The sequence below is a fragment of the Secundilactobacillus hailunensis genome (assembly GCF_005405185.1).
Taxonomy (GTDB): Bacteria; Bacillota; Bacilli; order Lactobacillales; family Lactobacillaceae; genus Secundilactobacillus; species Secundilactobacillus hailunensis.
Genome location: NZ_BJDO01000014.1, coordinates 24,300 through 47,289, shown reverse-complemented (window position 1 = coordinate 47,289; position 22,990 = coordinate 24,300). Strand labels below are relative to the sequence as shown.

Sequence of the window (22,990 nt, the reverse complement as noted above, 5' to 3'; positions counted from 1 at the left end):
AGTTAAAAAAAGCAGCTCGCTGATCAGTCAGTATTTGACCAATCGGTGAACTGCTTATTTTTAATGGTTAATCATAACTAGTCTAAGATCTTTAAACCAGTTGCTTTAATATCAGCTTCAAAACCCTTGACGGTGTTCATGGTAACTTCATCACCAGTTTGACCATACTTGGCAACTAGCTTGTCTAAAATGGTCGGTGGCACGGTCACGATATCAACGCCCAGTGCTTCAGCCTGAGTAATATTGTAAATTTCCCGGGTGCTGGCCCAGAGTAATTCAACATCATCACGCTCAGCAGTTAGTTCAACGCTTTTCTTAACGAACGGCATTGGATCAACGCCAGTATCGGCAACTCGGCCAACGAAGATCGAAACGATACTTGGTGTGCCAGGAACGATGGCAGCCACACTTTCTTTGACCTGTTCGGCAGTGGCAATTGCCGTGATATTGACCTGAACGCCGGCAGCTGTCAGATCATGAATCAGATCAGTGGTCGGTTCGCCAGCAGTGGTTCGAATGGGCACCTTCACGTAAACGTGCGGGCCAAGTTCATGCAGCAACTTGGCTTCTTTTAACATGGTGTCGTAATCGTTACTGAAGACTTCAAACGAAATTGATTCGTCGGGGAAAGTCGCAACGGCTTTTTTAGCAAATGCTAAATAGTCGGTGACGCCAGCCTTCTTTAACAGGCTAGGATTAGTTGTAAACCCAGTGACAAAAGCATTTTGATTGATGGCCTTCATATCTTCCAAATCGGCGCCATCTGAATAAATTTTAGTTTTAAACGTTGGTGTAGACAAATGATTTCACCTCTATATGAATTTATGCGTTAACTGATGTATCAGCGAAGGCATCTAAATAAGTGGCAGTGACGTTTTCAGCAGTGATGCCGAATAATTTAATGATCTCATCTGGATTACCCGATTCGCCAAAGCGGTTGGTGATTCCGATCTTCTTACCCTTCAGGCCGACATAACGCTCCCAGCCAAAAGTGGCACCCATTTCAATGGAAACCCGGTTAGTGACGTGACTTGGTAAGACCTGTTCGCGGTAATCGTCTGATTGGGCATCAAAGAGCTCAAATGAAGGCATGGAGACCACCGAAACATCATGGCCGGTTTTTAGTAACTGTGCTTGAGCGGCCATGGCGACTTGAACCTCGGAACCAGTGGCGATCAGGATACCCTCTGGTGAGTCACCTTGAGCGGGTGATAAGACGTAACCGCCACGCTGGACACCTTCATCAGCTAAATTTTCGGTCTCTGGTAAGGTGGGCAGATTTTGACGTGTCAGCACTAATAAAGTTGGGGTGTGAGCAGAAGCTAAGGCAGCTTTCCAGGCAGCTGTGGTTTCGTTAATGTCGGCAGGACGAATGACGTTCACGTTGGGCATTGCTCGGAAGCTCATTAAGTGTTCAACGGGTTCGTGGGTCGGGCCATCTTCACCAACGGCAACTGAGTCGTGGGTGAAGATGTAGGTAGCTGGGATCTTTTGAATCGCAGCCAGCCGGATTGCGGCCCGCATGTAATCAGAGAACACGAAGAAGGTACTGCCAAAGGCGTGGACACCGCCGTGAAGGATCATACCATTAACGGCAGCGGCTTCGGCGAATTCACGGACCCCAAACCAGATGTTCTTACCCATTGGATCATTGGATTCGTAAGCATCAGCGGTTTTCACGTTAGTCTTATTAGAGGCAAACAAGTCGGCACTGCCACCCCAAAAACTTGGTAATTGTTCAGAGAGGGCAGCAATCACGCGTTGACTGGTATTACGGCCAGATTCGGATTCACCAACGTGGCTGACCGGCAGATCAAGTTCAGCATGGACCGGTTTGAAGCCCATTAAGAATTTATCGGCTAAATCAGGAAACTGGACGGTATAAGCAGCAAATAACGCGTTCCAGCGGTCTTCGCTGGCGATACCGCGCTGCTTAACGTTAATGTCAAAGCCTTCGCGAACGTCTGATGGAATTTCAAATGGCTGGTAATCCCAGCCTAATTTTTCACGAGCGTAAGCCATGTGAGCTTCGCCAAGCGGCTTACCGTGAACGGCATTAGTTCCGGCATCGGGTGCCCCAAAACCAATGATTGTTTTGATATCAATTAAAGTTGGCTGATCAGTATGTTGTTTGGCGTATTCGATGGCTGCGCTGATCTCGGCAGTATCGTTACCGTCAGCAACGTGTAAGACTTGCCAATGGTAGGCTTCAAACCGCTTAGTCGTATCATCGGTGAAAGCCATGTTGGTAGGACCATCAAGCGACACGCCGTTGTCATCGTATAAGACGATCAGCTTACCTAGCTTCAGATGACCAGCTAGACTGGCAGCTTCGTGCGAAATACCTTCCATGAGGTCACCATCACCGGCTAAAGCGTAGGTGTAGTGGTCCATAATATCAAAGCCTGGGCGGTTATATTGAGCAGCTAAGTGCGTTTCCGCCATTGCCATACCCACGGCCATGCCTAAGCCTTGGCCTAATGGTCCGGTAGTTGCTTCTACACCATCGACGACACCGTATTCAGGGTGGCCTGGGGTTTTACTGCCAAGCTGACGGAAGTGTTTGAGATCATCCATAGTCAGCTTGAAGCCCGACAGGTGTAATAAACTGTAAAGCAGTGCGGAACCGTGTCCGGCTGACAGAATAAAGCGGTCACGGTTGACCCATTGCTGATCAGTAGGGTTAATGTTTAAATGTTTAGTCCACAAGGTGTAAGCCATTGGTGCGGCACCAAGTGGCAGGCCGGGATGGCCCGAATTGGCTTTTTCAATCATATCAACACTCAAAAATCTCAAGGCGTTGATTGATCTTTGGTCTAGGTTACTATTTTGCAAGTTAATCACGCTCCTATGCCTAAGAAATATAAGGTAACTGGCGAGATATGTCAACTCGTTAACCATAAATGGTATAGTTGGCATATCCAGCTGTTTCATTAAACTTTCATAGCATTTTGATTAATAGAAAGCACGCTAATTTAGGACTTTCCAATTCATCGAATTAAAAATTCTAACGACTATGAAAGTTTCAGGGCATGAAGCGAAAATCTGAAATAGTTTTCAATTCAAAATAAATTCAGCGAAAAGATCTGAACTTATTTCTGGGAAGGACTGATTAGCTGAGTATTTTATGAAAACAAGTTACATTTAGGAAGTCAGACTAAATTTTGGGAAGGTAGCCTGTCTGTTTTCATGAAAAAATCAGCACTTCAGTAATTATTAAAGGAATATTAAGAAAAATATTTGAAAAGTTTAATTAATAGTACCACGAGTTCCGACATTAAAAAAGGCATTTTAAGCTTTTTGTAGCATTAAAGCATGCTATACTCAAGGTATATTAACTAGGGGCGCAAATTGCTGAGACGGTCATGGACCGAACCCTTTGAACCTGTGAGCTAACCCTCGCGAAGGAAAGTTAACGTGTATTTTGCGATAAAACTGCCGACTAGGGTTTTCTCTGGCCGGCTTTTCTGTACAGCAGTTTGCGCGCCTTGAGGAGGAACTATTTTGGCAAAATTTACGGATCAGATCCAGCAGGCAGCTGCGCCGTACTGGCAGAAGAGCTTTGAACATCCCTTTATTCACGAACTGCAGTCAGGAACGTTGCCCCAAGACGTTTTTCGCTACTATTTAATTCAGGACCGTTACTACCTGAGTGAATTCGGTAAGTTACATGAATTAGTGGCCGACCAAGTCGATGACGCCCACGGCAAACAGTTCTTATTGGCTGGCGCTCAAGGCTTAAAGGACGATGAAATGGCCGTTCGTGAAGGCTTTTTTGAGGAGTTAAAGATTACACCCGATGAAATCAAGCGGACGCCGGTTGCCCCTACCGCTTATAACTACGTGAACCATATGTATGCGGAACTGTATCGGGGAACACCCCAGCAGGCCATTGCTGGGCTGCTGCCATGTTACTGGCTCTACAATCAAATTGGCCAGCAACTGGTTGCTCAAGGGTCGCCAGTACCGCTATATCAACGCTGGATTGAAACTTATGACAGTGATGACTACACTGACAGCGTGACGCAAATGATTGCCTTGACTAACCAAACGGCCAACCAATCGGATGCGGCTATTCAAGCTAAGATGAAGACGTCTTTTGTTCGCAGCAGCGCTTACGAATTGGCCTTCTGGCAAATGGCATTGGATAAGCAAAACTGGCATATTTCGGCCTAGGCTTTTCACATCTTCCTTTAGTTTGATATAATGCTCGTTAAACATATAAGGAAGATGACCTACATATGAAAATTAGAGAAATTAAGCCGGCAGATGACGCTCAGATGGCGAAAATCCTGCGAACGTCTTTAGAGCAACTTCAGCTGAATCTACCGGGAACCGCTTATTTTGATCCTTTCGTGGACCATTTAAGCGAGTGGTACCAGCAGACTGCCAACGCGAAATACTTCGTAGCAGTTACGGCTGCGAATCGCGTAGTTGGCGGCTGTGGTGTGGGGCCGATTGCACCCAAGCAGGGGATTGCTGAGCTGCAAAAATTATACGTGGACCCAGCTTATCGAAAGCAGGGTGCCGCCACGCAATTGCTGCCAGTTTGTTTTACCTACGCTAAGGCACATTATCGCTCACTTTACTTAGAGACTTTTGCGTCAATGAAAGCTGCTAATCAGCTCTACAGTAAGGTGGGATTTAAACCCTTAGCTCAGCCTCTATCGCAATCGGAACATGGCGCCTGTGATACGTGGTATTTGAAGTCGCTAGCAGACTGAGAATTAAAAATTTGCAAACAGGACTTATTTTCCGTTATCATGAACGGTATGAAAAATATCAGAAGCGGGGTAATTTAAATGATTAAGATGGTAGCAGTCGATATGGATGGCACTTTTTTAGATGACAAACGTCAGTACGATAAGGCCACGTTTTTATCGCTTTTTAAGCGGATGAAAGCGCGCCACATTCATTTCGTTGCTGCTAGTGGTTCTCAGTACCAGCGTTTACGTCACGAATTTGCTGAGGTCGCAGATCAGATGGATTACATTTCACAAAATGGTGCGATCGTTCATAGCGGTGGCAAGCTTCAGCACATTGAAGCTATCAGTGATCAACAGGTTCACGATGTGATTCAGCTATTACGTAAAAGCTTTAAACCTGGACTGATCAGTCAAGAAGTGGTGGCTGGGTTAAATGGGACTTACGTTAATCGGGATATGGATCCTAAAATTTTAAAAATTGTGAAGTACTATTATCGACCAGTGATCGGCGTTGATAATTTAGCCACGATTGCGAGCACGGCGGTGAAGGATCAATTTACTAAACTGGCTGTTAGTTTCGCACCCGGCATCAACTTTGATTCGGCTTCAGCAAAATTAGCGCAAGTACTGCCGGCAAAATTAACCAACGAAACGTCGGGCTTTAACACCGATCTGGTGGGGTCGGCTAACGCTACGAAACGTTCCGGCCTTCAGATACTGCAGGATCACTATCAAATCGCCGATGACGAGTTAATGACGTTTGGCGATAACGAAAATGATTTGAGTATGCTGACCATAACGCCGCACAGTTTTGCAATGAAAAATGCCGCTGACAAGATTCGCCAGTCAGCAGCCCACGTCACGCAGTTTGATAATAATCACAATGGTGTCTTGGAGACACTTAAGATGGCACTGTAGAAGTTGAGATAAACGAAAGCAGCTTGATTACTTAGTCAGTAATCAGGCTGCTTTTTAAGGTCCTATTGAAAAATGATATCCATTGGAATGGCACCCTTTAAGGATTCATGGACGGTGCATTGCCGCACCACTTCATTTAAGAAGGATTTATGATCTGAAGGTGACAGGTTAGTTTCGGCTGTGATCTTGATCGTCATGTGAGTCACCTTAGAGCTTTCATCACTGTACGTCGTGGTTTCGCCAGTAACGGCGACCTTGAACGTCTTGATGGTCAAATTTTTGTCGGCGTTTTCGAGTTCTCGGGCTGTGATGCTCATACAGCTGCCTACAGCGCCTAACAGGTACTGAACCGGATTCGGCCCGGCATCGGTCCCCTTAGCGACTAGGGGCTCGTCAGCTAGGTAAGAATGGCCGCCTGTTTGATTCATTACTTGAGTACCCGCTGGTCTTAAGGTTGAATGGACAATATATTTTCCCATTAAAATCCCTCCAAATATAAATTAACATTATTGTAGCACAGGGATTGTAAAAGAAATTGGTCAAGCTTTTAGCAGCAGCATAAAAACCGGTCACCTTTAAATGCTAGGTGACCGGTTAATGTTGTATTCAAATTTTACTAGCCAATGACCCGAACTTGGATCGATTGACGACCAAATTGCATGGCTTGTGAATTGGTCATGGAAATATCTAACTGGTTAGGGTTGCTGTAAGTAAAAGTACCCGTATCGTTAACGACCCGGTTTTCGGTATGACCATCTTGGAACTTGATTTCCAGCTGAGTGCCCTTAGGATAACGGTCTAACGCAGCGGCCACACCAGTACCAGTAGGGATTGAAGTTCCTTGACCACCGGCAGCAACTTGTGGATCATAAGCTGTGGCAACCATGGTCGTCCAGCCGCTAGTCGCATTTTTGGTGTCGGCTTGCTTGGCCTTACTGTCGTTTGAAGCAGTAGAAGTGTTTGAAGCCTTTGCTGAGCTTTTAGTCAGCGGCGTAATTCTAGAGCTCTTATCAGCTTTTGCACCAGTGGGGATATTTAACTTTTGATTGGGTAAAATAACGGCGCTGGCTGAACTGAGAGAGTTAGCATCAACAATTGCTTTAGTTGATGTGTGATTACCTTTTGCGATATCCCAAAGGCTATCGCCTGATTTAACAGTATATTCTTTAGCGGAAGCAGAGATAGTAGTAAAACCGAGACCGATTAACGTACCGAACATGAGTAAACTACGTGAAAAAATTGATTTTGGTAACATAGAATGTTGGACCAACCTTTCGATATTATGCTTAAAAGCATAGGAATTGAATTAATTAAACTATAAGATAAGTATTATTTATCTTTGCCACGAGTAATACTATAACATGCTAAATCTGGTTTTCAGTAACAGAATCACTACATTAAATTCAAAACACGTCATATATTTGAAACATTGTCATAATCATGACATAAGCGGAAATATGAAAGCGTAATGTAACAAATGCGTTACACTAAAATAAGATAACAATTAAAAAATAAGAATTTAGAGTGCTCAATTTTCAGCTATAATTGCCGCGAGTTGTTAAAAAGTAATAAAAAACACCGAATTATCAGTATTTCGAAAATTCGGTGTTTTGATTTATATTTTGTATGAAATGTTAACGGAATGTTACAAAAGGGCTTTAGCGGCTATTTCATCAATTGATAAACCGTTATACAGAAAGGGGTTTCGTGTGAAAAGCGCGTACTCTGGTGCCTGAGCTTTTTCCCAGACGCGGAGCTGTTCAACCGAAATGGGTAACGGAATAGTTGAATGATCGTGATTTAAATTAAGCACAAAAATCAGCTGATGTGAGGCGTAAGTGAGGTTGGCACTCACTAAATCCAAATAGGCCTGACCAAGTTTTTGGGCCAAGCCATTTAAGCTTACTAGGTTGAGAGCAGTAAGCTGAGTTTTAAAAGTGGTTAATTGCGTAGCTGTTAGTGGTGCCATTAAGATGGCATCCCGGGTTGCTATGTATAACTGACGGTATTTGGTAACCTTTTCTTCCATATATACCTCCGATTATGTGATTGCACACAAAAAAACTGTAAAAATATTTTACTTTTGAGTAAAGAGAGTTTAGAATGGTTGTTGTAGATAAGAAAAATTCTAAAGTAAGAAAGAAGGTTGATACTCATGAAGAAGAAGCAAACTTTGGCACAGCGAATTAACATTATGCGAGCATCTGTCATGGGAGCTAACGATGGTATCTTATCAGTTGCAGGTATCGTTATCGGTGTTGCGGGTGCTACGACCAACAACTTTGCTATCTTTATTTCTGGTATTTCAGGAATGCTGGCCGGTACGGTATCCATGGCAATGGGGGAGTATGTTTCAGTCAACACGCAAAAAGATGCGCAGCGGCGAGCAATCATGAACCAGAAAGATGCACTTGCTAAAAATTACGATGATGAGTTCAACTTCGTCAAGCAAAAGTATGTTGATGACGGCATTGATTCGCAGCTAGCTGAACAGGCGACTAGTGAAATGATGGATCAGGATTCATTAGTTACCACGGTTCGAGAACGCTATGGTTTCGATGTTGGCGAATATACGAGTCCTTACGCGGCAGCGATTTCCTCGATGATTTCATTTCCAATCGGTTCCATTCTACCACTATTAGCAATCACCATGTTACCTGCCTCAATCAGAATTATAGGAACTTTTGTGGCTGTCGTGATTGCTTTAGCGATAACTGGTTTTAGTGCGGCAACTTTGGGGAATGCGAAACGTGGCAACGCGGTCGTTAGAAACATTGTGTCCGGTATGCTGACAATGATCGTCACTTATGTCATTGGGACGTTGATCGGTCATCTATAGGGGGGACTTTAAATGAGTGAAGTAGTAATTAAGCAAAAGAAGAAAAAGTCCACCCAAACGATGGAAGAAAAACTAAACACGTTACGTGCGGGTGTGCTGGGTTCTAATGATGGTATTTTAACCGTTGTTGGTGTGCTGTTTAGTGTTGCGGTAGCGACACCGAATCAGTTTACGATTTTTATTGCGGGCCTGTCAGATTTACTGGCCTGTGCTTTTTCCATGGCATCTGGTGAATACGCGTCAGTCAGTACCCAAAAGGATACTGAAGAGTCGGTCGTTCGAACTGAAAAACGGTTGCTGAAGACGGAATATCAGGGTGAGCTGCAGGCGGTGATCAACCACTATACTGATCGTGGTGTTACAGAAGTAACCGCTACTAAGATCGCCAATGAATTAATGTCACAAAAGCCGTTGGAGACCGTGGTGAATGTTAAATATGATTTGAAGTTAAATCACTACATGAACCCGTGGTACGCGGCCCTCTCATCGCTGTTTTCAGCGTCGTTAGGTGGTGTTTTCCCACTGGCAGCAATGACGCTTTCGCCAGTTGCATTTCAATGGCCAGCAACGATTTTAGCCGTCTGTGTTTCCGTTGGGATTACGGGTTTTCTGGCTGCTAAGTTAGGGAATGGTTTAGTTAAAACCGCCGTTATTCGGAATGTCATTGTGGGGATCATTACCATGATCATTCACTATAGCCTTGGGTTGCTTTTGAAATAATAAATGAATGCATAACTAGGATTGTTACAATTCTCCCCGAACGGAAAATGCAACAGTCTTTTTTTGTGGCCCGATTTCAGCGGAAATTTCTGACAGTTTTTGATTTATGATTGAGCAAATGATGCTCGTAATCGCGTCATAGCGGTCATTGGCTAATCTTTGTTCTGTTTTCATAAATGAGACACTTTTTCACCTGATAATATTAGTGATTTTTTATTGTACGCGAACACCGCTTCGGTTACTATAAAATGGTCTATACTACTCAGGCGATTAAACGAAAGGGACTGAGATTGAAAAAAATAGTTGAAACGGTCAAAATCAGTCCCGCAACACTGGCAGTAATCTGCTGTGCACTGATTGCGGGGTGGCTGATCTTTTTGACACCGATTCATGGTTACTCGGATAACGGCGATTTTCAACGCTTCATGGCGACTAATGATCTCTATAGTCTGCACCAAGTTCAAGCCGGCTATGTGGTGCAGCAGTACGGCTTGATGAGGTACTATAATCCGCTCCATTTAGAGCATTTAACGGTTCAGTCAGTGGCGATTCAGCTGGCAGTGAGCCTGAACCGATTATTTTATAGTCATGACCGGTTTGATATTCGTTTCTTAGGCACAGTCCATTACATTCTCTATTTGGGTGGCGTAGCCGTTTTAGTAAAGGGCCTAGTGGGGGAAAAAAGGCGGTTACGGAATTATTTAATTGCGGCGAGCGCAACGTTATTTATTGCTGATTCGTCTTTTACGCTGTACTTTAATTCGTTTTATCCACAGGCAATGACGTTCATTTTACTGCTTTACCTAGTTGGTTTTGGGCTATTGATTAGCCGTTACAAAGCTGTAAACAAATGGTTAACGGTTGGATTTTATCTAAGTGCCGCTGCGTTATTACTGGTACATGAGTCAACGAGCTTACTGATTATTGGTATTTTGCTCATGTCAGTTGGTATTTTAAGATTTCCGAATCGGCAGTGGATTCACGGAACAGCCGCGGTTGTCACTAGTGTGCTGCTGTTTACCTGCTGGCTTTCAGCTAATAATATAACACCGGAAGTGCAGGCAATGAATAAGTATCAAGCATTGACGCAGGGGCGGTTGTTCGCAACTGATCAGCCGGAACAGATTGCCAAAACCAACGATATCGATGAACAATTTTCGCTAATGAAGGGGCAAAGCTATTACCCAACGGCATATACGGCATTAGCGCCACAGGCTGATTACACCAAGCAAAATCTCAGCCAGCACTACAATCTGCCATGGTTGATACGTGAATATACTGAACACCCGCGCCAATTTAATCTATTACTGAACAGAGCGGCTAAAAATATGCTGATTTTAAGGCCTAAGTTAACTGGAACTCAAGAAAAACAAGGTGATAATAAACCGTTTCAAAAAACAACGTATTTTTCGCTATTTAGTTATGTAGCCGGAGCGTATTATCCCAAAACTTATGGGTTCAACTGCTTGTTAGCAGTTGCCATCATGATTATCTACGCCAGTGGAGTGCTGCGAGGTTTAAGAAAGGCTAATCAGCAGCTTAGAAGTCATTTTTGGCTGGTATTGGGACTATTATCCGTTGTTGTCCTAGTACCGCCAGTGACCATTGTGCTGTATGGCATGGCTAATTTGGTTACTCATCTGCTACCGGTAGCCATTTGTTTAACGTTAACTGGGTTGATCTTACTTAGCGACGTTTTGCAGCACCGTCTATGGAGGCACAGTGATGAAGCGTAAAAGTTATTTTGGCTGGTTATTACTCGCGGTGCTGTTGGTTATTGGTGTTGAACGCACCGCCATCCAAGCCGAGGCTACTGATGATCAGCCAGTGCTGCTAGTCTACGATTCAAAGAACGTGGCTGAACATGGTGATCTGAACTTAGATCGCTGTCAGAGACTACTGACCAGTTTAGGTTTACGCGTCCGAACTGTTCAGTTGAGTCAGTACCACCAGCAAATACTCAAAAACAGTCAGTATCAGGGAATTATTACAATGGTGAACTGGGCACAGTCGCGGAGTAAGAACCCGATCTTTAAACGGGACCGAGCTAGGTTTAACGGGATCAAGTTGCATATTGGTCCCAACTTGCAGGCGGAGGAACGTCAAGCATTAGGCGGGACGTTCAAAACGTTAACTCATCAGCAGTTAAATCTCCATCAGGGTCGAGCACGACAGCCGCTTTCGGAAAATAAAACGCTCTTGGTGAATAACCAACTGGCAGATAACGCGCTGTCGATTGGGCAGTTAACGAGCCAGACACAGCCTTCAACCGTTTATTCGTACGGTGTAGTCAGGAAGCAGATGGGTTTTTTACCTGAACTAGGAAAAGACGGTTTATCAATGGCCTTAGCGGGGCAGTTACTGACCCGGCTTTTCCGGCTACCGTCTCGAACACATCGGCCAATACTGACGATTACTGGGATTACGCCCTATACACGGCTTGACCATCTGCAACGGCTGATCGATCAGTTAGCGTCACGGGGGTTCCCGTTTGCGCTCAGTATTGTTAGCGTGGCACAAAATACTGATCTTAAGGCTTTTCACCGGTATACCGCAGTACTGAGGTCAGCTGAGAATGCCGGCGGACTCATCTTTTGGAGTCCAGCTACTGAAACCGGGACCCAGCGGTTGAACGAACCAGATTTAAGGTCAGTCTTCCAAATTGAATTAGCTAGTCTAGGCGCAGATCGGGTAATTCCAGTTGGTGTCAGTGCTGCTGGCTATTGGAACCGTTCAGTGCAGAGACAACGGGCAGTGTTAAGTCAGGCGACCCACGTCTTGATGTTGCCTGATCAGCCGCAAAAACTCGAACAGCCACCCGCTGAGCCTGAATCAGCAGTGACCAATAGTCAACGATTTGATACGGGTATCGTGGGCATCCCGTTTAAGGCATTTGAAACGGCAGCGTTCCCGGAAAAAATTAAATTTGCCCAGCCGACTGCACTGCTGGTAGCTATGCCTGCTAGACAAAGCGAAATTGATGACTTGATGCAACAACTGCAGAGTAGCAGCTTCCAGTGGTTTGATCCCGTTCAAAGCCACCTGAAGACAACGTTAAAAGCGGCTGCCACTTCATACGGTTATCGTTCGGGACAATATCTGGTTAATGATGAGCCGATAACTGACTTGGATGGCGATGTGGCGAATTTTTCAGACCCCCATCAGCGAGTTGCTGAACCATCGTGGATGAATCAGATCATTCAGTGGCAATCCCAAGCGCTGCTATGGTTATTTACGGGTATTGGGCTGCTACTAGCAGGATTATTGATCGTTGGCTGGCGTATTTACCGTGGTAAATTCATTCACTCGCGTTTGAATAAGGATAGGTGATTTCAATTTTAAGCAGTCTGTTATTTATTGCGATAATCGCGATCTGGGGGATTCTGGTCGTTAATTTAATATTGACCATTGCTGGGTATTACTACTATTTAAGATGGTGTCGAACAGTTCCCCCAGCTTTACCAGCAAAGGCGCCGTTCGTGTCGATCCTCGTGCCGGCACATAACGAAGGTAAGGTACTGCTGAAAACGGTCCAAGCGCTATTGAAGTTTGATTACCCGCAGAAACGGTATGAATTGATCGTGATTAATGATAACTCTAGCGATGATTCGGCGACTTTACTGACCAGAATGCAGTCGGTGTATCAGGACCGCAATTTTCAGGTCATCAACACCAACGCGCAAACTGGCGGTAAGGGGAAATCCAATGCCTTAAACATTGGACTGCAACAGGCAAAAGGTGACGTGATTGCTGTTTATGATGCCGATAATACACCGGAAGCCAGTGCACTGCGTTATCTGGTAGCAACCCTTATGCAAGATGCGAAACTAGGTGCCGTGATCGGAAAGTTTCGGACGCGGAACCGAAACGTCACGATGCTGACACGCTTTATTAACATTGAAACGTTAACTTTTCAATGGATGGCACAGGCTGGTCGCCGTCAGTTATTTAAGCTCTGTACGATTCCTGGAACGAACTACGTGATTCATCGCCATGTTTTGGAAGCTGCTGGCGGCTGGGATGTGAAAGCGTTGGCTGAGGATACTGAAATCAGTTTTCAGGTGTACCGGCTGGGCAAGCAGATCACCTTTCAGCCCCTAGCAGTCACCTGGGAGCAGGAACCGCAGACCTTGGACGTTTGGTTTCATCAGCGCACGCGCTGGGTAAAGGGGAACATCTACGTGATTTTGAAAAATTTAGGGCTGTTATTTCAACCGGCTGCCAGAGTGATCTGGTTTGATCTGCTGTACTTTATGAGTACCTATTTTTTACTGCTGTTTGCGTTAGTTTTTTCCGACATCATCTTTGTCCTCTCAGTGGCTAATCTGGTGCATATCACGCTGCAGGACTATAGCGGGATGGTTTGGCTATTCGCGATTCTATTGTTTATTTTGAGCACGTTTGTGACGATCACGACTGAAAAGGGCGAACTGACGATCGATAATTTGGGCATCATCGGTTTGATGTACTTTATCTATAGTCAGATGTGGCTGGCAGTGGCAATCTATGGAATGGTGGGGTATATTCGTGAACAAATCTTTCATCAGCAGGCTAAGTGGTATAAAACTAAGCGTTACTAGTAGTGTTCTCTTGGTGATGGCACTACTTTTACTGTCTTTTACTAGTGACCGGCAGGCAGCAGCTAAACAGTACACGCAGCCGTTTCAAAACGAGACGACTTCGTTAGCTGGTAAAGCCGTTTCGGCCAATATGTACTTTGTCAAAATGGGGTATTGGCAGGTTAAAAAAGCGACTTTAAACCTGAATTTTCAGGTTTCTCAATTAACAGATCGGCAGGTTTCAGATGTGACGATCACCGTGAATGGCATCACCTTCAACTCGTTTCGCCCTTCAAAAGCCAAGGGGCTGCAGACAAAGCAAATTAAGATACCGGCCCAGCTGCTTAAATCACAAAATAATCTGCAAGTGACCGGTCAATTACTGAATCAAAACACCCCAGCCACACCAACCCCAGCAAATTGGCTGACCATCGTTAACACCAGCAATGTCAACTTCGATTATGAGATTGAAAGACCGACCAACCACATTAATGATTTTTATGGTCACATGACTGGTGCGGATACGATTGCGGCAAACCAATCGGCAGTTGAAACACCGCTCCGGGCCACGGATACGGAGTTAACAGCCAGCCTGCGGGCACTAACGGGATTGACACGGTTTGTGACTGCCGAAGATCGTGAATTACCGCTGAGACCGTTGGGGAAAGATAAGCGGACTGGTTTTAGGTTATTGGTAGCTAACTTCGACCACTTACCGCCCGATATACGCAGACAATTACCGCAGCAAAGATTGGTCGATCACGCCGTCATTCAGGTAATGAAACGCAATCAACGGCCGGTGCTGGTAGTGACGTCGAAATCAGATCAGTTACTAGAAAAAGCTGCCCAATTTGTTGCTAATGAAGAATTGATGCGAGAAACGGCACAAACGACCAAATGGATCAGCCCGCAAACTGCTACCTTTACGTCGGTATTACAGTTTCAAGGCCGTCAGCCATTGCTAGAAAAGGATGACCACGTGCAGGGTGCGGGACACCACGTGAAGACCTTTTTTGTTCAGCTACCTAACGATCATTTGAACGCAGCGGGATCAACGATCAATCTGCGACTGCGATACGCCAAGAACTTGGATTTTAAACGGTCATTAGTCACCATCAAGGTCAATAATCAGGCAATTGGCAGTCAGCGACTGAGCAGTGAGCGCGCTGATAATGATACTGTACGAGTTAAACTGCCAGCTAATTTGCCGCTTAACAGCACCTTCACCGTGCAGGCCGACTTTGACTTGGCTCTGCCGGAGGAGACGAAGCAGGCGGTACCTGACCAAAATGCGTGGGCGTCTGTACTGGCGGACTCCTATGCGACTATCCGCTCAACCCCCAACCGGGATCTGCTGTTTGACAACTATCCTAGTGTTTTCATGAAGGATCAGGCGGTCCAGCATTTAGCGTTAGTTCGACCAGACCGGTTAACGGAAAATGATTTTGCCACCATGGCTAATCTATTTGGACTGATCGGTAACTATGCCAAACAAAATACCGGGGAGTTCAAAGTCTATCACGGTCAGCCAAGTGCAGCCGAATTAGCTCAGGCGAACGTACTGGCCTTTGGCACGCCCGCCCAGACGCCGTTGATCAGACAGTTAAATGACCAGTTATATTTTCAATATAACTCAGCGTTTACCGGGTTTAAGTCTAATGAAAAATTAAGCCTGGAAGAGCAGTATGCTCAGCGGGTAGGAACGGCGCAATTACTGTGGTCACCCTTTAATTCACATCACGGCTTATTAGTGGTGACGGGAGCTCATGATGATGCGGTGTATCGGGCATCAACTCAGCTTAACCGGCAAGTGAAGATCGCCCAGTATCGCCAGGCAGATACGATTGTTGTAGACGATAATAATCAGCATTTTAGTTACCGGTTTAAGAAGCAAAAACTGTTAAAAGATGATGCGTTTAACGTCACCTTTCACAAACAGGGGCATTTCTGGGTGTATATGGGGCTGTCACTACTAGCCATCGCCTTCTTTGGTTTTGTGGTGATTTCTATCCTATGGCGTCATGGGTTACTGAAACGAAAGGGGAACTGGCATGAACATCGATGATCGTGGCCGAGCCAGTATTCAAGCGGATATTGGTTTTGTGATTTTTCTGACCCTCATGAGCTTAACGGTAATTTTTGTCGATATATCGGGCAATCTACTCTGGAATACCGTCTATCTGGGAGTGACGGTGGTGGTCATGCTGATTACCTACTTTTATGGGTTTATTCCAGGGATGTTATCGAATTTACTCTTTATTTTCTGCCAAATTATCTCAACGGCCTATATTAACCTTTATTTGCACCATGCTATTTCGTTAAAAATGACGTTTTGGCTGATTCTACCGGGGTTATTGAGCGGCGCACTGGCAATGATGACGCAGCGACAGCAGCAGTTACAGGTCTATAATCATCAGCTGCGTAATCGGCTTACTGAACAGGGAGCCTTTGATGCGCAAACTAATTTACGAACATTGGTGGCGTTTACGATGGATGCCCGCGTTTACATTGAAAATCATCGGCGGTTTGATCTACCGGTGACGATGCTAGTTTTTCGGATTCGCTACTACGCCGAATTACAGCGGATGCTAAGTCCAGATCAGAATCAAACGCTGTTACGCGTGATTTCAGATACCTTAACGACAGTGGCTGCGGACAATAATCTGTCCTACTTTTTAGATCAGGAGGATCCAACTTGGGGGATGATGCTGCATTCGGATGAAGGGCAGGCAGAACAGCTCATTGCCCAAATCAAAGCTAATTTCCTCAATGAGCTGTATGAGCATCATCAACTCAGCCAACTGGACACGTCATTAACAGCTGGACTAGCCAGTTGGAACGCAACGACCATGGACAGTCCTTATGACCTCATGAAACAGGGAATTCGCGAAACCGAATATGATGTTTAGGGAGAAAATGAGACACAAAAACACGTTCAAACGATTTCTGTGAAACCGTCTGAACGTGTTTTTGTGTCTCATTTTTGATCCGGTGTATAACCGAGTGCTGTGAAGCGGGGTTCGGTTCTACCAGCAGCCGCTTCCTTATCAATTGCCAGTTGGGCAACTTGGTTAAGGTAGTTGAAGGGATAATCAAAGTTTGGCTGAAACAGCATATCGACAAACGCTAGATCGTCGATGGTGTTGTTATTTTGGATGGCGACCGATACGGCGTTAGCAGACTGCGTAATATCATGCTTACTTAATAGCTGAGCACCTAAGACTCGTCGCGTTTTTTTATCATAAACTAACACGATGGTGAGGCGGTCAGTGGAAGGCATGTAATCTGGCCGCCAAGTGCCATCAAAGGTAACGCTGTCGGCATCTAATCCCCGCTTCAAAGCGTGTACGAGCGTGAGCCCAGTAGTAGCCAGAGCGTTGCCATAAAGTTCAAGTGCTGAGCTGGCTTGCGTCCCAATGTAAGGGTGCGTGTGACCGAAAATATTATGTGCCACCAGCATTCCCTGACGAATGGCCACACTTGCTAGTGGTGTGTAGGCTGCTGATCTTGAGGGATTGAACCGCACCATACAGCAGTCACCAGCAGCGTAAATATCTGGATCAGAAGTTTGCAGGAAACGGTTGGTTGAAAATGAACCGTGACGTTCCAACTTAACTTGACCAGCTAGAAGGGAAGTGTTGGGCGTAAAGCCGGTGCTGACAATGGCAACATCGGTCTTAAAATCACCCTGATTAGTTTCAATCGTGATCTGGTCGCTATCATCGTCACCGGTAAAGGCATTGACGCGAGTTTCCAAATGAACGTCAATATGGTGATCTTGCAGCTGTTTAATGACCCAATCGGACATTTTACCGTCAACATAGTTATTTAAGACTTGCGGCATGGCTTGGAAGACCGTTACTTGATGGCCGGTCTTAGAGAGGGCTGCGGCGAACTCAACGCCCGCATAACCCGCACCAATAATGGCGATGTTGTGATACTTCTGCGCAGCCTGCTGAATGGTCTGAGCTTGCTGATAGTTTTTGCACAGCAAAACTTTGGTGTTATCAATGCCATATAGGGGTGGTACCAGCACAGACGAACCAGTTGTCATGATCAATTTATCATAGGTATCATCGAAAACTTTACCCGTTTCCATGTTAGCAACACGAATCGTGTGATTGCTGGCGTCAACTTTCAGTACGTCATGCTTATCACGCACCGTGGCCCCCATATCACTGATTTCCTGTGGTGATGAATAAAACATATCTTCCAATCGCTTAACCCGGTTTTCAAGGTATAATGAAATACCGCAAGATAGAAAAGAGAAGTTATCAACACGCTCATAGATTGTCAGATCAGTTTCTGGGTGATTCTTCAAAATCTCAGTAGCGGCGATCGTCCCTGCATGTGTACAACCAATAATAATGACTTTCATGATGATAACCCCTCATTTCATATTAATTAGTGGACAAAATTATAATTTTAGTGAATTTGTTAAAAACGAATTTATACATGATATAATCAGGTTTGTAAACACTTTGGGGGAGGAATAGGCATGTACAGGTACTTTATCCAACCACAATTGAATAAATTCACTAATTCGCTGGTTGGCTACGAAACTTTAATTCGTAAGTACGATGAAAAGCACTGGAGCCTCCCACAAAATTTTGAAGCTATTCCAATTGATGAGCAGGTCAGTTTATTAAAAAAGACTGCCCACCGAATTGGTTTAAAAGTTGGTTCAATCTCGTTCAACTTAAACCGTCGCCAATTTATTGATTCGCAGATGGCAACGGCGCTGATTGGCGTGCAACGCGAAATTTTCCCGGTCGAACTCATTATAGAGGTTACCGAGGAAGAAAGCGACAAGCTGGTTGCTGACGATCAGGTACTTAAAAGTATTGAGCGCTACACCAAATACGGGATTCAAATCAGCGCGGATGATGTCGGCAGCGGTGGTAATACCTACGAGAACATTAAGTTTATGTTGCCGCATATTGATGAAATCAAATTTGCGATGCAGAATTTTCGTGTCGAACATCGGGAGTGTCAGATCGTTGAGCAACTTAAATTTTGGAAGAAAATTGCTGATCAGTACCACTTAAGATTAGTGGTGGAAGGTACCGAAACTACTGAAGAAGATCAGCTGCTTGATGATCTCAATCTACCCTTCCGCCAAGGTTACTTTTATGGTAAACCTCATTTAGTTAAATTGGAATAGATGGTCATTGCATCAAAGGACGGTTACCAGCGAGTGTTTCGCTGATAACCGTCCTTTTTAAATTAATTGACTTTAGCTTTGCCGTGAAATTTGACGAAATAAATGAGCGTCATAATTGCTAGGAAGACGACTCCGACTAGAATGGAAACTCTGGTTTCAGGATTAAAGAACATGAAGACCAGGGTGATCAACAAGAAGACCAGCGTAATGTAATTTGAATACGGTGCAAATGGCATCTTGAAGGGATGCTTGGCCATTAAGTCTTTGTGCTGTTTTCTAAATTCAATTTCACTGATCAAAATAACGAACCATGGAATCATACCTGGTAGCACACTGGAACTGTAGACCATCACGAAAATATTGTCGGCATTCTTAAAGAAGAACGGGGCGACAAAGTCTAGGACGACCCCCAAGAAAATTCCGAGCGAAATTGCAATTACGGAATAGAAGGGAACACCATGCCGGTTGAGTTTCAAGAAACGTTTTGGTAGTTGACCGTTATTTGCCAAGGTATATGACATCCGGCTGGCACTGTAAATACCGGAGTTGGAACCAGACAAAGCTGCGGTGATGACCACGAAGTTAATGATTGAAGCCGCTGCGGTAATCCCAATTTTGGCGAAAGTTTCAACGAAGGGTGACCCCACGTTGCTGAGTTGATTCCATGGATAAATACATAAGATCACAAAGATTGCACCGATATAGAAGATCAAAATTCTAAAGACGGTGGAACGAATGGCTTTTACCAACGTCTGCTGCGGATTCTCAGCTTCACCAGCAGTGACACCGATCAATTCAATCCCTTGATAGGAAGCCAGTACGATCGATAGGGCGAAGAAGAAGCCCTTAAAGCCACCGGTAAAGAAGCCGTGAACCCAGAGGTTAGAAATCCCAATGGGGTGGAAGTGGTTACCAAGCCCAAAGATAATCAGGCCAAGACCTACAATGATCATTAAAATAATCGTGACGACTTTGATCAGAGCAAACCAGAATTCCAGTTCACCAAACATTTTAACGGAAATCAGGTTGGCCACACAAAGAAAGGTGATGGCGACGATGCCGGGGATCCAAGCTGGCAATCCCGGCCACCAGAATTTAAAGTAGCCGCCAATGGCAATCATTTCACTCATTCCCACGATGACGAATTGAAAAATGTTGCTCCAAGCTGTTAAGTAGCCAGCTAATGGGTGAATATATTCAGTTGCAAATTTAGAAAATGAACCAGTATCTGGATCAACGTAAAGCATTTCCCCTAATGCCCGCATGATGAGGTATAAGAATATACCAGCAATGGCATAAGCAATCAAGACAGAAGGCCCGGTCCACTTGATGGTTGATGTGGACCCCATAAACAGGCCAACACCGATCGTTCCACCCAGCGCAATCATCTGCATCTGGCGCGCACTTAACTTTCGTTTCATAATTTCTAATCCCTTTCACATAGAATGAGGCTCTCCCCTGAGATGGAGCCAACAATGAATTTAATAAGTGATATGCTATATTTGATGTCACTATAGCCCAAACGATATTAACAATTTTTAACATCGTTTATTAGTTTTGTATGAGAATAATGTTACACGATGTTGGCTATAAGTGCAAATTAAATCCTGATGATGAATATAGTTGCGTTTGGATTGCTTATATCACTGATATGGGGTAGAAACGGGCATTTGACGGTATATATATGCAGTAAATTCAAATGATGCTGAAAGCTATAAAATAGGAATAAAAAGAATGGTAAAGGGGCAGATTATGATCGAACAACATCAGCTGTGGCAAGGGTTAAACTGGGTTTCAGTGGACCAGCCAGATACCCATAATTTTAATCAGTTACGAGATACTTACCATATTAAGAAAAAATATATTGGCTACATGCGAGATATCCGTGAACGGGCACGTTTTGACTACGATACTGAAACCAGCTGCAGTCTGCTGATCTTTCGTTCAGTGAATCAGGGCGAAGAGGGATTGGATAGTACCGAGATTCTAGAAACCGTGCCCTTTTGTATCCTTATAAAGGGTCAGGATTTGATCACGGTCACGCACCCGCGAAATATGTACGTCACTAACCTGTTAAAGACGGTTATCGATGAAATCAGAGCTGAAAAAGGCTCACCGACAGATAGTTTAATGACCATTGTCTTTAATTTGATTTTTCGATTGAATGAAAAATATTTGGATCGCATTGATGATATGAATAAGGCCCGGGAATCCTTGGAGACGTTTCAAAAACGGCCCAGTAATAAACAGATCACCCAACTGTCGAATCTTGATAAGCGCTTAGTTTATTTGAAGACCGCCGCTGATAATAACGTGATCGCTATTCGTCAGTTGCAGGTCATGTCCGACGCGGACGATGATCCATTGACCTTATCGACTTTGGAGATGCAGCATCTAAAAGATCTCCAGGTGGAAGTGGAACAGAGTCGTGAAATGGCTAATATCGCGGCTGAAATCGCGGAACAGGTAGTTACCAGCTACAGTAATATCTTGGATAATAGTATTAACAACACCATGCGGCTGTTAACGGTCTGGTCGCTGGCGTTGGCCATTCCGCCAATTGTTTCTGGCTTTTGGGGGATGAACATGCCGTTGCCCTTATCCAAGGAGCCGTGGGGCTGGGTGCTTTCAATTGCCATTTCGGTTATACCGATTGTCCTGTTACTCTGGTATTTAAAAAAGCATCACGATATTTGACTGAAGTTGACAAAGTTGAAGACAGAGTATATATTAAAATAGTATTAATAAATGATGAGAAAAATAAATGCGATGATTAGGAAAGTAACTGTTGGTAAGCTTCAAGTGAGCCCCGTTAAGTGAAAAGGGGTAAGCATACCAGCAGTGAAAATCACCTATGAGCAGTGATACGATGATTGAGTGTTCACGGTGTGTCCGCCTTACTGGACTAGCGTATCGTTCCCAGGACCGTACGTGAAAAGGCGGTTTTTGTGAAGAAACCGTAAATTAAGGTGGTACAGCGCACAGGCGCCCTTGATCAAGTGATGAACTTGATCGAGGGCGCTTTTTTTCTCGTCAAATAAATAAGTGGAGTGTGATTTGAATGGAATTTGCAATGGTTGGTGCAGGTGCAATGGGTTTACGTTATGGCGTCTTATTACAAGAGGCTGGCAATGATGTCACGTTTGTTGACACTTGGCAGCCAAATCTTGATAAAGTTCATCAACAAGGCGGTGTTTACGTTTCGCGGGATGGTCAAGACCGTCATCTGGTACCCGTTAAGCTGGTGACACCAGAAACCTATCAGGGTGACCCAGATGTGGTGATTTTCTTTACTAAGCAAATGCAATTAGCGGGCTTCTTGAAACGCTGCGCGCACTTCTTTAACGACAAGCAGTACGCTTTTACCTGCATGAATGGCATGGGCCACGTTGAAAAACTACAGCAGTATTTCGCCGATGATAAGATCATTGCCGGAACGGCGCTGATTGCCACCGTTTTGAACGGCCCCGGCGACGTTGATTTTATGGGTAAACGCGGTGCCGGTAAGATGAACATGGCGAACTTAACTGAAAAACCGGATGAGATGACTCACCGCCTGTTCGATGAATTCAAAAAGGCGCAGATGAACCCCACGTTGACCACGAACTTCAAGGGAACCCTCATGACAAAAGTTATCTTTAACTCCGTGATGAACACCCTCTGCACGCTGTTTGAAATGCAGATGGGTGAGTATGGAAACTTTGACAAAGCCTATGATTTGAGCCGTCAGCTGATCGATGAAGCCTACGACGTTTGTGAACGGGCGGGGATCACTCTGGTATCGACCCGCGATGAAGAGTTGCACGCATTAGACTATAATTGTCGAGTCACAATGCCGCTGCACTACCCATCTATGTATCAGGACATGGTTCATGACCGGCCAACTGAAGTAGATTATATCAACGGCTATATCGCTAAACTAGGCGCGAAATATCACTACGATGCTAAAACCCACGTGTTCTTGACCAACCTGGTTCACTTGTCAGAATACCATCGGGCTAATCTAAAGCAGGCACGAGAAAGACAAGCAGCTCAAACTGAAACGGTTCATACAAGTCGGCAATAACATAGGGTGACTAGATTG

20 protein-coding genes, 1 riboswitch and 1 other annotated feature are annotated in these 22,990 nt (G+C 44.7%); of the genes, 13 read left to right on the top strand and 7 right to left on the bottom strand.

All coding sequences use genetic code 11. The features are described 5' to 3' along the window. Positions 1–77: 77 nt before the first annotated feature. Positions 78–800 carry a transaldolase gene (locus FFM73_RS05525; RefSeq protein ID WP_137630784.1) on the bottom strand — a complete coding sequence of 241 codons (723 nt, stop codon included), beginning with the start codon at positions 798–800 and terminating at the stop codon, positions 78–80. 22 nt (positions 801–822) lie between these two features. Continuing rightward, the gene (tkt, locus tag FFM73_RS05520; RefSeq protein ID WP_268920505.1) at positions 823–2,835 is read right to left on the bottom strand and encodes a transketolase; all 2,013 of its coding nucleotides are present in this window, start codon (positions 2,833–2,835) and stop codon (positions 823–825) included. Positions 2,836–3,330: 495 nt separating this feature from the next. Further along, a riboswitch (TPP riboswitch) is annotated at positions 3,331–3,427 on the top strand. 77 nt (positions 3,428–3,504) lie between these two features. On the opposite strand from tkt, the gene tenA reads away from it, so the two are divergent. The 3 genes from tenA (at position 3,505) to FFM73_RS05505 (ending at position 5,624) form a co-directional block, all read left to right on the top strand. Then, positions 3,505–4,176, top strand: coding sequence for a thiaminase II (gene tenA / locus FFM73_RS05515; RefSeq protein ID WP_137630783.1), 672 nt, complete (start codon positions 3,505–3,507; stop codon positions 4,174–4,176). A 65-nt stretch (positions 4,177–4,241) separates the two neighbouring features. Beyond that, on the top strand, positions 4,242–4,724 hold the full coding sequence (locus FFM73_RS05510; protein ID WP_137630782.1) for a GNAT family N-acetyltransferase: 483 nt from the start codon (positions 4,242–4,244) through the stop codon (positions 4,722–4,724). 78 nt (positions 4,725–4,802) lie between these two features. Beyond that, complete coding sequence (locus tag FFM73_RS05505; protein ID WP_137630781.1) at positions 4,803–5,624, top strand: HAD-IIB family hydrolase; 822 nt, start codon at positions 4,803–4,805, stop codon at positions 5,622–5,624. A gap of 62 nt (positions 5,625–5,686) precedes the next feature. Here the strand turns inward: FFM73_RS05505 and FFM73_RS05500 are convergent, their stop codons facing one another. From FFM73_RS05500 to FFM73_RS05490, 3 genes are all read right to left on the bottom strand, one after another. Further along, positions 5,687–6,103, bottom strand: a complete 417-nt coding sequence (locus tag FFM73_RS05500) for an OsmC family protein (protein ID WP_137630780.1) — start codon at positions 6,101–6,103, stop codon at positions 5,687–5,689. A 137-nt stretch (positions 6,104–6,240) separates the two neighbouring features. Then, positions 6,241–6,843, bottom strand: coding sequence for a LysM peptidoglycan-binding domain-containing protein (locus FFM73_RS05495; protein WP_171001216.1), 603 nt, complete (start codon positions 6,841–6,843; stop codon positions 6,241–6,243). 426 nt (positions 6,844–7,269) lie between these two features. Continuing rightward, complete coding sequence (locus FFM73_RS05490) at positions 7,270–7,653, bottom strand: hypothetical protein (RefSeq protein ID WP_137630778.1); 384 nt, start codon at positions 7,651–7,653, stop codon at positions 7,270–7,272. 126 nt (positions 7,654–7,779) lie between these two features. On the opposite strand from FFM73_RS05490, the gene FFM73_RS05485 reads away from it, so the two are divergent. The 7 genes from FFM73_RS05485 (at position 7,780) to FFM73_RS05455 (ending at position 16,651) form a co-directional block, all read left to right on the top strand. Beyond that, positions 7,780–8,463 (top strand): VIT1/CCC1 transporter family protein, encoded by a 684-nt coding sequence (locus FFM73_RS05485; protein WP_137630777.1) that lies wholly within the window; start codon positions 7,780–7,782, stop codon positions 8,461–8,463. 12 nt (positions 8,464–8,475) lie between these two features. After that, complete coding sequence (locus tag FFM73_RS05480) at positions 8,476–9,183, top strand: VIT1/CCC1 transporter family protein (protein WP_137630776.1); 708 nt, start codon at positions 8,476–8,478, stop codon at positions 9,181–9,183. Positions 9,184–9,473: 290 nt separating this feature from the next. Beyond that, positions 9,474–10,919 carry a glycan biosynthesis hexose transferase WsfD gene (wsfD, locus tag FFM73_RS05475; RefSeq protein WP_137630775.1) on the top strand — a complete coding sequence of 482 codons (1,446 nt, stop codon included), beginning with the start codon at positions 9,474–9,476 and terminating at the stop codon, positions 10,917–10,919. After that, positions 10,909–12,513 carry a hypothetical protein gene (locus tag FFM73_RS05470; protein ID WP_137630774.1) on the top strand — a complete coding sequence of 535 codons (1,605 nt, stop codon included), beginning with the start codon at positions 10,909–10,911 and terminating at the stop codon, positions 12,511–12,513. Before wsfD ends, FFM73_RS05470 begins: the two co-directional genes overlap by 11 nt. Further along, positions 12,513–13,763, top strand: a complete 1,251-nt coding sequence (locus tag FFM73_RS05465) for a glycosyltransferase family 2 protein (RefSeq protein WP_137630790.1) — start codon at positions 12,513–12,515, stop codon at positions 13,761–13,763. Before FFM73_RS05470 ends, FFM73_RS05465 begins: the two co-directional genes overlap by 1 nt. A gap of 16 nt (positions 13,764–13,779) precedes the next feature. Beyond that, positions 13,780–15,807: a cellulose biosynthesis cyclic di-GMP-binding regulatory protein BcsB gene (locus FFM73_RS05460; protein ID WP_171001215.1), complete on the top strand. Its 2,028-nt coding sequence runs from the start codon at positions 13,780–13,782 to the stop codon at positions 15,805–15,807. Then, a complete protein-coding gene (locus FFM73_RS05455) occupies positions 15,794–16,651 on the top strand; it encodes a GGDEF domain-containing protein (protein ID WP_137630772.1) in 858 nt (285 codons plus the stop codon). Before FFM73_RS05460 ends, FFM73_RS05455 begins: the two co-directional genes overlap by 14 nt. Positions 16,652–16,719: 68 nt before the next feature. Here FFM73_RS05455 and FFM73_RS05450 read toward each other — a convergent pair whose 3' ends face one another. Then, complete coding sequence (locus tag FFM73_RS05450; protein ID WP_137630771.1) at positions 16,720–18,120, bottom strand: FAD-dependent oxidoreductase; 1,401 nt, start codon at positions 18,118–18,120, stop codon at positions 16,720–16,722. 120 nt (positions 18,121–18,240) lie between these two features. Here FFM73_RS05450 and FFM73_RS05445 point away from each other — a divergent pair, with 120 nt between their 5' ends. Further along, positions 18,241–18,906 carry an EAL domain-containing protein gene (locus tag FFM73_RS05445; protein ID WP_137630770.1) on the top strand — a complete coding sequence of 222 codons (666 nt, stop codon included), beginning with the start codon at positions 18,241–18,243 and terminating at the stop codon, positions 18,904–18,906. Positions 18,907–18,968: 62 nt separating this feature from the next. Here the strand turns inward: FFM73_RS05445 and FFM73_RS05440 are convergent, their stop codons facing one another. After that, positions 18,969–20,327: an amino acid permease gene (locus FFM73_RS05440; RefSeq protein ID WP_137630769.1), complete on the bottom strand. Its 1,359-nt coding sequence runs from the start codon at positions 20,325–20,327 to the stop codon at positions 18,969–18,971. Positions 20,328–20,658: 331 nt separating this feature from the next. Between FFM73_RS05440 and FFM73_RS05435 the strand changes: the two genes are divergently transcribed. Both FFM73_RS05435 and FFM73_RS05430 read left to right on the top strand, forming a co-directional pair. Beyond that, entirely contained in the window at positions 20,659–21,603 is a 945-nt protein-coding gene (locus tag FFM73_RS05435) for a magnesium transporter CorA family protein (protein WP_171001214.1), read from the top strand. A 63-nt stretch (positions 21,604–21,666) separates the two neighbouring features. Continuing rightward, positions 21,667–21,902, top strand: a binding site (T-box leader). A 65-nt stretch (positions 21,903–21,967) separates the two neighbouring features. Further along, positions 21,968–22,972, top strand: coding sequence for a ketopantoate reductase family protein (locus tag FFM73_RS05430; RefSeq protein WP_137630767.1), 1,005 nt, complete (start codon positions 21,968–21,970; stop codon positions 22,970–22,972). Positions 22,973–22,990 lie beyond the last annotated feature (18 nt).

Bases quoted from the DNA above. Each gene is read 5' to 3' on its own strand.
- FFM73_RS05485 (WP_137630777.1), top strand. From the start codon at position 7,780: ATGAAGAAGAAGCAAACTTTGGCACAGCGAATTAACATTATGCGAGCA.
- FFM73_RS05500 (WP_137630780.1), bottom strand. From the start codon at position 6,103: ATGGGAAAATATATTGTCCATTCAACCTTAAGACCAGCGGGTACTCAA.
- FFM73_RS05490 (WP_137630778.1), bottom strand. From the start codon at position 7,653: ATGGAAGAAAAGGTTACCAAATACCGTCAGTTATACATAGCAACCCGG.
- FFM73_RS05470 (WP_137630774.1), top strand. From the start codon at position 10,909: ATGAAGCGTAAAAGTTATTTTGGCTGGTTATTACTCGCGGTGCTGTTG.
- FFM73_RS05445 (WP_137630770.1), top strand. From the start codon at position 18,241: ATGTACAGGTACTTTATCCAACCACAATTGAATAAATTCACTAATTCG.
- FFM73_RS05460 (WP_171001215.1), top strand. From the start codon at position 13,780: ATGGCACTACTTTTACTGTCTTTTACTAGTGACCGGCAGGCAGCAGCT.
- FFM73_RS05435 (WP_171001214.1), top strand. From the start codon at position 20,659: ATGATCGAACAACATCAGCTGTGGCAAGGGTTAAACTGGGTTTCAGTG.
- FFM73_RS05450 (WP_137630771.1), bottom strand. From the start codon at position 18,120: ATGAAAGTCATTATTATTGGTTGTACACATGCAGGGACGATCGCCGCT.
- FFM73_RS05430 (WP_137630767.1), top strand. From the start codon at position 21,968: ATGGAATTTGCAATGGTTGGTGCAGGTGCAATGGGTTTACGTTATGGC.
- FFM73_RS05510 (WP_137630782.1), top strand. From the start codon at position 4,242: ATGAAAATTAGAGAAATTAAGCCGGCAGATGACGCTCAGATGGCGAAA.
- FFM73_RS05495 (WP_171001216.1), bottom strand. From the start codon at position 6,843: ATGTTCGGTACGTTAATCGGTCTCGGTTTTACTACTATCTCTGCTTCC.
- FFM73_RS05440 (WP_137630769.1), bottom strand. From the start codon at position 20,327: ATGAAACGAAAGTTAAGTGCGCGCCAGATGCAGATGATTGCGCTGGGT.
- FFM73_RS05480 (WP_137630776.1), top strand. From the start codon at position 8,476: ATGAGTGAAGTAGTAATTAAGCAAAAGAAGAAAAAGTCCACCCAAACG.
- FFM73_RS05455 (WP_137630772.1), top strand. From the start codon at position 15,794: ATGAACATCGATGATCGTGGCCGAGCCAGTATTCAAGCGGATATTGGT.
- FFM73_RS05505 (WP_137630781.1), top strand. From the start codon at position 4,803: ATGATTAAGATGGTAGCAGTCGATATGGATGGCACTTTTTTAGATGAC.